We start from the raw sequence: 10,333 nt of genomic DNA, 5'->3' as shown, positions 1-10,333 counted from the left end.
CACCATTTGGACGATTGCCCCAATCGGTTCTAAAATCGCTTTGGCTTAGTTGGGAGGAACCCACCGAAACAATATCGAGAAAACCTGTTTCAGCCAGTGTTCTAAGCCACGCATTAAACTCCCTCTTAGCCTCCTCATAATTGGGCTGATAGGGACCAACATGTACACGCATGAGAGGTGTATTGCCTCGCTTGCGGTTATGAAGGATGCGCTCAGCCAACGTATCATGGCGGGTTCCGTAATCCGGATACTTATGCCGGGATAAAGGCTGCTGAAAATGATAGTCTCCTTTTTCGATCAAAGCTCTGGCAAAGTTCATTCGTTCGGTGTCGTAGGCCGATCCCTCTGTAACGGACTTTGGGATCTTATGCTCAGGAACGCCCATTTTTTTCAGGGTTTCCATCGGGGTTTCATCACCCAGAAACACCGGAACCTCTTCATTGTAATCATTTTGTATGAGCCGGCAGGCTTCGGGTAAACCGGCGAAATAGATTCCACGCACCGAGCCGCCCTGTTCAGAGAAGATGTTGCTCTCACGCAGAAGATGAAACATTTTTCCAAAGGCATGACGTGCATTTTGCGGATCGAGGCGGTAGCTGAATCCAAGCCGGGTAATGCCATTTGAACTTATCCATTTCAGGATAAACGAAAGGTTCTCGAGTTTGGCAATCTCATTAGTTGCACCGGCCACATCGGCGCCACCGACCACTGTTTTGTATCCGCAATCGTTGAGCAGTCCTGCAATAACGGAAATTCCCAATGTGTGCACATCCACTTTGGGTTTGATGAAACCAAAAACTTCGCTATCGTGCAGTGCTTTTGACATAATTACAAACTTTTCAAAAAAGCTTTGGCTGAAACGCCTTCAAGCCCTAGCCGTTCGAGCGTGCGGCCTGTTTTTCTGAATTCTTTTTTCAGCAATGCCTGAGAAACATTGAACACTGACTCCATCAGTGGGACTTTTACGCCCACCATTCCGGCCAGTTCGATAAACGGAAGAATGCCTGTGGGTATATCTTCCAGCAACAAACGGCTGTTTAATGCAGCAGGCGCGAGGATTTTAAAATAGGCAGGGTTGTTACGCATTTTTTCACACAGTGTATTGCCTTGAATTCCCTTGTAGGCAAACGAAACCCATTCCACGGCTGGCTTGAGATTGATCCCAAAAGCTTTTCCGATATTCAGGCGCTCCGCGTCCAGTTGTTCCAGAAAATCAGCAATTGCCGGAGTCATATCATTATAGAAATAAAATCCCTGTCCGCGTTCAATAGTGGCAGCATTGAACATCACCACTGCAGGATGAAAAATTGCCCCAATGTTTTCGAGACTGGTAACGAGTACATTTTCTGCTTTCACAAAACAAGGGTAAATCGCGTTCAACGTATGTAGTACATGGTGTGTATCACTTGCCGGACAGGCTGCCAGCAGCACATGGTCTTTCACGCCGATTACCCTAACTGTACTGGGCGTTTCCACCCGGCAGGCATAAATGAGGCTTTGGGCCTCGGCGATGGTAACAGCCTTATTGGTTTTTTTGTGCACAATGGTGCTGAACTCATAAGCTCCTAATGTTCTGCCGGGATTTAATACGATGGTTTGTCCGTCCCTCAGAAATTCAGCCATACTATTAGCAAGATCATGGTGGGCATCAGCAGTGGTGGTAACCATGATAAGGTCAGCGTAATCTAAAGCCTCATTCAGGTTGCAAGAGAGTTTATGGATGTGAGCGCTTCCGCTTAAGGCTTCCCTGAGTATTATTTCTTTGCTTTCACAAAGTTGCCGGATGCGATCTGCCGAACGATTGTAAAGGCACACTTCATGCCCCAGCATGGCAAAATGCCCTGCCATGGCTTGTCCGCCGTTGCCTGCGCCGATGATGGAGATGTTCATAAAAAACGTTAGATCGACTTAATTTTAACTTGAATATTCGGGTATGCTATCAGAATTTGTAATTCATTAAATCAATTTCTTTTTTAAACACCTTAGCAATCTCTTCGATGTAAGGCTGATGCTTCTTTTCAGCAAAGAACTCAGAATAATGTGTTCTGTCAGTCCTATAATTTGCTTTGGCGTGGTAATCGTTCAATCCCCCAAAAGGTACTCTAAGCATATTAAACACATCCGCTAATTCTTCTTCAAGATTTTCGTACCGGCAAATTTTATCTACAAGGATTTCATCAGTCCATGGATTGGCATAACGGGGGTAATTGTATGGTGCTTCAGAACCCCATGCAGTAGTAACCCAAGGAGTTTTCAGCCTATTCTCAAAATATTCAAACCAGCTCGGAAAAGTTAATTCCTTACCATATTTTGGTTCAAAAATCCCTTTGCTTTGGAAATATCTTGAAACGCACTTATCCCATGGATTACGTTCGATGGTAAATTTGTAATAATTATTCCAGATTGACTTGGGTAAACGACATTTGATCTGCCACGCCGGGATGTTTTCGAAGAACATTATTTTAGCCGTAATATTTTTCCAGGTATGATGATTCCCAATATTGTTCAATGATCCACAACCTCTTATTCTGGTTAGTATTTCAGGAAATGGGTTAAAAACGCCATTATAGTTTCGATAGCATAAATTTTCCTCAGGTGTCCAATGGGGGGTAAAAACATCCTCTGGTCGACATACCTTATCGAGCATCAATTCAATGCTTGTACTACCAACTTTTGCGGATTTAATGAAAATGAATTTGAATTTGTGAGACAAAATCATATAAACTATTTTCAAATATTAATATCAATGTTTAGCAATGGAGCATATTGTTGACATCCATAAACATCAGTCTCAAACGGGCCACCGCTTGGGATAAGTCTTTGGAAATTTGCTTTGACACCAAGACCCGGATCGTAATAAACAAAATCCTGAATTGACTCTAATGGAATCTTATAGGCATCAGCGATGGTCTTTTGGGTAATTAATTTTTTTTCTTTAATGGCAAAATAGATGTCGGGATCATCAAAGATTATTTCTACCGTTATCATAAAGGAACCGGCATTTTTACTTCTGATGGTGCGGGCTAACTCCTGAAGTTTCATTGGCTTTATTTATTTGATTAATGATAAAATATTCTTTATAATACTGTTGCTAAGGTCTGATTTCATTACCAATTCATATAGTTCCCAAACATTTGATTTTGGAATATATCGTTCTGTGATGGAATAAAATTTTTCTAAATATTCTTGATTGGATAATGCTGTATCTGGTTCACCTTTTGGCAAATGAGTACTCAGCGTCTGTTTACCACCTTCAATTTCTGTTAACTCAATAATACAAGCCCTTTCTACGGGATATTTTCTATCCATTTCTGAATCAGATTCAACAATGATCTTTAAAACAAAGTTGAGTATTGCTGGGTTGGTGATGTTTTCCTCGAGCATTTCATACGTAACATTACCTTTATATAATGCAAGTGCAACAGCATAACAAATTGAAAACATTGCTTCTTCAGTGTTTTCAGGTTGTCTTATCATCCCAACTTCAGCGATACCGAGTGAGTAGGTAATCAGGCGACATTCAGCTATGTTTTCAAGATTAAATCCTTTGTGATAAGCTTCAATTGCTAAATCTATTGCATGATGGCAGTGCCTGCATGTTGGATACAGTTTGGTATAAGTGTTTAATATCTCCCACCTGCTTCCAAATTCACCCAAAAGGTCATTTTCGTTGTAAGAATCAGACATTGCTTTAATCCATCCATGCTGTCCTTCAAATAATGAAATAGGCCCTTTTGCTCCCAATTCTGCTAAGAGCGCTGCTGTTGCACCCGATTGGGCAGAACGTCCTACTTGTAATGCTTTTGAGGAGGGATTGCTGTGAAGCATTTCCTGTAAGCCAGAGCTAAACAGACCTGATATTGCAATTGCAGCCTGCATTTGTTCATTATTAAAACCCATTAATACAGATGCTGTTGCCGCCGAACCTATTGTACCTGTTGTACTTGTTGAATGAAAACCTCTTCTCAGATGTGAAGGATTGATTGATCTTGATAGCCTTAGCATTATGTCATAGCCAACGATAATGGCTTTTAATATTTCTCCAAATGAACTATTTAACTTTTCACCGAATGCTAGTGCTGTTGGAATAACAACAACGGCAGGATGAGCGGTTCCAAAACGGTGTCCATCATCAAGTTCTACTGAATGTGCAATGAGTCCAGATGAAAGTATAGCAAATTCAAGATCGGTCTTTATACCTGATAAAAGTATGCTAACTTCACTATTTTTGGTTCTTATTTTAACATAATCAAGGATAGGCTGTGTAAGCATGCCTTTGTTGTAACCGACGATATATACAAATAGATAATCGAGAAATGACATTTTTGCTTTATGCAAAACATCATCAGGGGTATTCGCTAAATCTAATGCTATGTAGTAATTAACAAGCTTCTCAAGAATAAATTTATCATTCATTGCCATCAACTATTTCAAAGTGAAACTTAAAAATATTCGCATCCAAAGGGTTATCTAATGGCAATAGGTGATCAATTGTCCACTTGTAGCACTTATTTTTAGGGTAAAGTGGTTCATCTGTCAATAATGCTACTGATCCTCCCGATGAATTCATTTGTCCGGGATAGCTCATGTAAAAAAACCTGAATTTAGCAGCTTTTACAACAGTAGTAGCAATTTCTTCCGACCTGGCAACTGCTTCAATTATAACACATAACTCATTAGAAGAAATAACGTTTTCTGGCTCAAGGTTTTTCATAATGGCATCTTTGCCATAAACGTGAAATTTTAACTGATAGTCCTCATCCTTTCTGTATTGATAAACCACATCTGAAACTTTGTCATAAGTATCTTGAAGAATTTTATCAATATACCGTATAGCGTTGTTATCCCTGATACCAACAACATGGTAAACCCGGAAACCCGCGAATCCTGCACCTTCTAATTTTACTTTATAAATTCCGTCAGCAGAAGGAACAAACTTGCTGCCACTAACCCTTGTAATCCTATTAGTTACGGCCTCAAAACTGCTAACAGTCATATCAAGAATACCACCAGGTACACCTTGAAAAAACGGATTGGTTCTTTCATACATCGAATGTGCTGCAACACTATGTGGTGTAGCACTTTGATCCGGATGCATCGGTTCAATTTCAAAGAACTTTTCATAGGTGGTGGCAATAATTGACTCTTTAACCTTTTGGGGCCAGCAAACCAAAGAAGCACATTCAGCCGCCTTGCCCATGTGAAGGCTAATACCTTTGTCGAACCCTAAAAATATTGGGTAAGCTGCAATTACAGCATCGTCGCAGGCTCGACCAGCAAGCACTACATCAGCACCATTTGAAAGTGCATGTATGATTTGTTCCACTCCCATTGATGCGGTTACAAAAGAAGTCTCTTCGATGGTTTTATGATTTAGTTCCTCTGGAGCATTCAACGGTTCAATTTTTCCTGTTTTGATGCGCTCGAACAAATAATCCTTACTTACTTCACTGTAAATAAGAGCCATTTTAAATGGCTTTAAATTGTGCTTTTTAGCAAGGTTTCTAACAATGTCGGCATACCGTTTTACTGCACTATTTGTACCGGTTGTACTGCACGAACCTACAATCATTGGTATGTCCCTTTCTCTTGAAGCAAGTAAAAGCAACTCCAGGTCATGTTCTTCCCACTCTTTTGGATTATGCGGAGAATCTGATCCCAAAAAAGTAGGTCCTGCATCAGCAGTACCTGCATCTGCTGCTAAAAAGTCAATTTTCTGCTTTAAACCCTCATAGAAACTTTTTTTCTCTATAATATTGTCGCCGAGGTTTCCTGTTGATATTAACGAAGCAATTTTCTTCATTTATTTATAATTAAAGTTGATTAAAAAACTGATTCTTAGACTTATTTGTTAATCCAAGGCTGTCAATATTTCTGCCGGTTTTCCAGAAATTTATTCCGACAAGGCTTGAACAAATATGAATGACAGATTTCATTAACGATGTGCTTACACCTACAAAATCGCCAACCTGGGAAATAGGTACTAGTCCAGTAGGTACATCCTCTGTTATAAGTCTTGAGCCGATGCTTTTAGGAGCCAAAATTTTGAAATAAGCCGGATTATTTCGCATTTTTTCACACAAATCAGAGCCTTGAATATTCGGGTAGGCGTATGAAACCCACTTTTCAATACCCATAAGTTTAAGGCCAAGCGCTTTTCCAACATTCAATCTCTCTTCATCAATGCAGAGTAAAAAATCTGCAATAGCAGGTGTCATGTCATTATAAAAGAAAAAATCGTTTCCTCTTTCAATTGCCGCGGCATTAAATAGAACGACAGAAGGATGGAATATAGCGCCAATATTTTCTAACGATGTAGTAAGAACACTATCAGCTTCTTCAAAACAATCAAAAAGTTCGTTCATGACATTCATAACCGCTTTGTTGTCTTTTCTTGGATATGCCGCAATCAAAACCTTATCTTTTTTACCGATAATATTTACCGTTCCAAATTCCGATGCACGACATGCGTAAACCAGAGATTGTGCTTCGCCAATAACAACATCTTTCGCGCTCTGACTTAATCTTTCCAATTCCACCCTAACCTCGATTGCACCAAATGTTCGTCCCGGGTTTAACACTATTATTTGGTTTGGAGATATATGAGGAGCAATTTGTTGTGCAATAATTTTATGTACATCTGCAGTGGTTGCTATCAGGATTATTTCGGAGCCTTTTATAGCCATTTCAATATTATCAGTAATACAACTGACAACCCCCACGCCAGCAATGGCCCCTTTCAAAGTTATTTTATTTTTTCTACTGGTAATGAGGTAATTACTAGCCGACCTGGTATATAGATTAACTGCATGGCCTGTCATGGCAAGAAAACCAGCCATTGCCTGACCTCCATTTCCTGCGCCGATAACTGTAATCCTTTTTCTTTTCATAATAATTAGAAATACAAATCATGAATCATTATGTCATTACCATTTTTATCCAGAACCCTAAGTTGGCTGTCAACAATTTTGGATTTATTCACAAGTTCCTCAAAACTGTTCCCTTCCACAATAAAACCTAACAATCTATCAGCACTACTTTCAGAACCAGATATATCAGAACCAATTGTTTTATAGTTAAAATATTCAGCAATCAGACCAGTTTTTACCGCTTTATCAAAACCCTCCAATGAGATCATCGCTCCTTTGTTTGCATACACGAAATTTATTCCAGTAAAACTATTGGTATGGTTAAGTTCAATTGATGGATTCTTTCCTAGCGTAAATTCAATCAAATGCTTTAAATAATCAAAACCATTGACGCGCTTCATAAAGTGATGTTTTGAGCCACCTCCAATCCTGGAACTGAATTCCACAATATTGATATCATTATCATTTCTTAATAATTGAATAAACAAAGGGCCATCAGATATGCGAAAAGCCTTGGAAATATTTGAGGCGATTTGATGCAATTTTGGTATTAGGTTACTTGGAAAGTCAGTTGGTGAGTAGCTTTGAGTGATAATAAATTTATTGCTGTGTATTTTGGATTTTGAATATTTTGTAATGAGCAGTAATTGAGGCATACTTGCTTTAATAAAGAAATCAACTGAATACTCAACACCTTCTTTAAACTGCTCTAAAATGACCTCATTTGTACTTGAAAATTCTTTTGCTCTAATAAATGCATTTAATAAATGATCTTTGTTCTCTATCTTGGAAATGCCTTTACTACTATTACTATCTGCTGGCTTAACCACATAAGGAAGGCCAAATTTTATATCAGTCAGGTCTGAGGCAATTTTGATAATTAAAAAATCGGAAGTTGGAATACCACTTTGCCGCATAATATTTTTCATTAGGGCCTTGTTGGTTAAAGAAAGAGCCTTTTCAAAACACAAATAACAAGGTGTTCCCATTTTTTCAGAAACATAAGCCATTGATAACAAAGCCTGATCAATGCAAAGAGCTATTGTTAACTCAGACTTATTTTTAATGGCAATTTCCAAAACCTTCTCTTTATCCAGAGCACTTTCCCGGATATGCTCATCAGCAAATTTGCGGGCAGGTGGATTTTCAAGGTAATCAATCAAATAAGTGTAATACCCCTTTTCCTTCAGGATTTCGATTAACCTGATATGATCATGGGTTCCACCGAGAACGATTGCATTTTTCATTGTGTTAAGATTATCAGGCCAGCACTCAATGGAATGTTAATGAGCACTCAGTTGTCGGCTTTTTAGTTTTTTGTACAGCTTTGCAATATATGATGCTGTAATATTTTTCAGGAGATTCTGGCTGTTATCCGGTGAGGTATTTTTCATTTATTGTTTTCTTGTACTGGCGCCATAGCCGATAAAGTCTATAATTGGCTGCAAGCCTAACCAGAAAAAACCGCTTTTGATTTTTGTATTGAACATATCTTCTGTTGAGCTGTGGGTAAAAGCCCAGTTTAAATTTTACGATAAACGATGTTTCCCGCTTTATGGCCATGGTGCTCTCAAAATAATTATACCCTTCATCTTTCAGAACATGCAGAATTAAAAGGTACAAATACTTGCCCAGTCCTTTACCTTGATAATCCGGATGTACAGCAAATCTGCAACCACTGGCAATGTTGGGATTGCTTTTAAAAACAGCCGCTGACACAGTACCAATGCATTTGGTCCCGTCAAAAACCAGAAATACCTTTTTAACCTTCAGGAAATCATGATTTGTAAGTTTATCCTTTGCCAGCAAAGCATCATATTGTTCCTCATCGAAAGCTAAATATATAATATCAGCCCAGGTATTTAAATCGTTTTCGTCATTCAGAGATAATTCACGCACTATAAGCGGAGAAATGTCTGGTAATTTTTGTAGCCTGTTTAAGTCAATCTGAATATGGACAATTGTTTTGGCATAACTAAACAAATACTTAAGGTGCGAGACCAATCCATATTTTCTGATCTTTACTATGTCATTGATAATGAACCACTCTATAAATTTCTTCATAACAGCTCAAAAAAATTATTTTTCGTAATCATAGCATTTTTTTATTTTTTCCTGTTATAGAACCCCATCTCCCCAAACTCCTTTGCTGTCATCAAGCTTGAACCGTGAAGCTCAATAATATGATGTATCCGATTTACCAGTTCAATATTTGTCGCAAGCCGGGTTCGGGCTCCATCCCACCAGATGTTATCTTCAATACCAACCCTCACGCCATATCCCATGGCAATGGCGGCAGCAGTCACAGGCAACTGATCACCCGCCAAACCAGCTAAGCCAATATAATGACCATGCGGAATCATGTTAATGGCCGTTCCCATTTGGGCAAAGCTGGCCTGGAATCCGGCAATGTTTCCAAATAACAAGTTCCAATAATAAGGACCTTCTGCAGTTCCTTTATTGATCAAATAAAGGCCATAGTTGATCATTCCCAGATCAAAACATTCGAGTTCAGGAACAACGCCATATTCTTTCATCTTTTCAGCGAGTTTGACAATCATATCGGGCTCATTAAGGCTGGCCTGTCTTATGAAGTTCAAAGAAGAGAGTGTAAGAGAGCACATATCAGGTTTCAGTTCAATCACTTCAGACCTCTTTTCAAATTCAGGCCAGTTGCGTCCGGAACTACTGCCGCAAATTATGAGATCAGGACAATGCGTGCGAACACCCTCAAAAATAGCCCGGTAAACAGTGGATTTATAAGTTGGTGATCCGTCCTCATTTCGGGCATGAAGATGGGCAATAGTGATGCCCAACTCATAAGCCTGATGGGTTTGCTCAACGATTTCCTGCGGTGAAACAGGGACATGAGGGGTCATGGCTTTTGTTGGTACCATGCCGTTAGGGCAGAAATTGATAATAATTTTTTTCATTAAGCCTTTAGATTTAATTTGCCATTAAACATCATAACAACTTAAACATTAAAAATGATCAGGCCTGGTGTAGAATATTGCAAATGTCCTCTACGGACAATAATTCAAGCTCGGGATACAGCGGCAAGCATATCACTTTTTCGGTAATTGTTTCAGCTACCGGCAATTTGCCGTGAAGAGCGGATTCGAGATTGCGGTAAGCGGAAAACTGGCTGATAAGGGGATAGAAGTAGCGGCGGCCATAAATATTGTGTTGTTTTAGTTTGTCGTACAAGGCATCGCGGCTTAAACCGTATTTTTCTTGATCCACAAAAACCGGGAAATAAGAGTAGCAGTGTTTCACACCGGGAAGGTCGTTTATGCAGGTTATACCGGGAATGTCTTTTAGCTGTTCGCGGTATTGGATGGTGATCTGGCGGCGTTTTTCAATGTTCCGGTCAATGTGTTTTAACTGCAACAATCCCATGGCGGCCTGCACTTCGTTCATCTTGGCATTGATGCCGGGGGCAATTACGGTGGTTTCGCCACGGA

11 protein-coding genes are annotated in these 10,333 nt (G+C 39.4%); all 11 read right to left on the bottom strand.

Going from position 1 to position 10,333, the window contains the following annotated elements:
• Positions 1–826: cobalamin-binding protein (locus IH598_17750; GenBank protein ID MBE0640361.1), on the bottom strand; the 826-nt coding region annotated here is incomplete at its 3' end.
• A gap of 2 nt (positions 827–828) precedes the next feature.
• Complete coding sequence (locus tag IH598_17745) at positions 829–1,890, bottom strand: NAD/NADP octopine/nopaline dehydrogenase family protein (protein ID MBE0640360.1); 1,062 nt, start codon at positions 1,888–1,890, stop codon at positions 829–831.
• A 49-nt stretch (positions 1,891–1,939) separates the two neighbouring features.
• Positions 1,940–2,719 carry a hypothetical protein gene (locus tag IH598_17740; protein ID MBE0640359.1) on the bottom strand — a complete coding sequence of 260 codons (780 nt, stop codon included), beginning with the start codon at positions 2,717–2,719 and terminating at the stop codon, positions 1,940–1,942.
• An 11-nt stretch (positions 2,720–2,730) separates the two neighbouring features.
• Positions 2,731–3,051, bottom strand: a complete 321-nt coding sequence (locus IH598_17735; GenBank protein ID MBE0640358.1) for a DUF4387 domain-containing protein — start codon at positions 3,049–3,051, stop codon at positions 2,731–2,733.
• A complete protein-coding gene (locus IH598_17730; protein ID MBE0640357.1) occupies positions 3,052–4,416 on the bottom strand; it encodes an MmgE/PrpD family protein in 1,365 nt (454 codons plus the stop codon).
• Positions 4,409–5,803, bottom strand: coding sequence for an acyclic terpene utilization AtuA family protein (locus IH598_17725; GenBank protein ID MBE0640356.1), 1,395 nt, complete (start codon positions 5,801–5,803; stop codon positions 4,409–4,411). The genes IH598_17730 and IH598_17725 overlap by 8 nt, the downstream gene beginning before the upstream one ends.
• A 10-nt stretch (positions 5,804–5,813) precedes the next feature.
• Complete coding sequence (locus IH598_17720) at positions 5,814–6,890, bottom strand: NAD/NADP octopine/nopaline dehydrogenase family protein (GenBank protein MBE0640355.1); 1,077 nt, start codon at positions 6,888–6,890, stop codon at positions 5,814–5,816.
• A gap of 5 nt (positions 6,891–6,895) precedes the next feature.
• Positions 6,896–8,116 (bottom strand): ATP-grasp domain-containing protein, encoded by a 1,221-nt coding sequence (locus tag IH598_17715; protein MBE0640354.1) that lies wholly within the window; start codon positions 8,114–8,116, stop codon positions 6,896–6,898.
• Positions 8,117–8,240: 124 nt separating this feature from the next.
• Positions 8,241–8,933 (bottom strand): GNAT family N-acetyltransferase, encoded by a 693-nt coding sequence (locus IH598_17710; GenBank protein ID MBE0640353.1) that lies wholly within the window; start codon positions 8,931–8,933, stop codon positions 8,241–8,243.
• A gap of 41 nt (positions 8,934–8,974) precedes the next feature.
• Positions 8,975–9,802 (bottom strand): 3-keto-5-aminohexanoate cleavage protein, encoded by an 828-nt coding sequence (locus IH598_17705; GenBank protein MBE0640352.1) that lies wholly within the window; start codon positions 9,800–9,802, stop codon positions 8,975–8,977.
• A 58-nt stretch (positions 9,803–9,860) separates the two neighbouring features.
• A partial coding sequence (locus tag IH598_17700) for a DegT/DnrJ/EryC1/StrS family aminotransferase (protein ID MBE0640351.1) occupies positions 9,861–10,333 on the bottom strand: 473 nt, incomplete at its 5' end.

It is taken from the genome of Bacteroidales bacterium (assembly GCA_014860585.1).
Classification (GTDB): Bacteria; Bacteroidota; Bacteroidia; order Bacteroidales; family 4484-276; genus RZYY01.
This window is presented reverse-complemented; position numbering and strand designations above follow the sequence as displayed.

Bases quoted from the DNA above. Each gene is read 5' to 3' on its own strand.
- IH598_17730 (MBE0640357.1), bottom strand. From the start codon at position 4,416: ATGAATGATAAATTTATTCTTGAGAAGCTTGTTAATTACTACATAGCA.
- IH598_17715 (MBE0640354.1), bottom strand. From the start codon at position 8,116: ATGAAAAATGCAATCGTTCTCGGTGGAACCCATGATCATATCAGGTTA.
- IH598_17720 (MBE0640355.1), bottom strand. From the start codon at position 6,890: ATGAAAAGAAAAAGGATTACAGTTATCGGCGCAGGAAATGGAGGTCAG.
- IH598_17740 (MBE0640359.1), bottom strand. From the start codon at position 2,719: ATGATTTTGTCTCACAAATTCAAATTCATTTTCATTAAATCCGCAAAA.
- IH598_17705 (MBE0640352.1), bottom strand. From the start codon at position 9,802: ATGAAAAAAATTATTATCAATTTCTGCCCTAACGGCATGGTACCAACA.
- IH598_17745 (MBE0640360.1), bottom strand. From the start codon at position 1,890: ATGAACATCTCCATCATCGGCGCAGGCAACGGCGGACAAGCCATGGCA.
- IH598_17710 (MBE0640353.1), bottom strand. From the start codon at position 8,933: ATGAAGAAATTTATAGAGTGGTTCATTATCAATGACATAGTAAAGATC.
- IH598_17725 (MBE0640356.1), bottom strand. From the start codon at position 5,803: ATGAAGAAAATTGCTTCGTTAATATCAACAGGAAACCTCGGCGACAAT.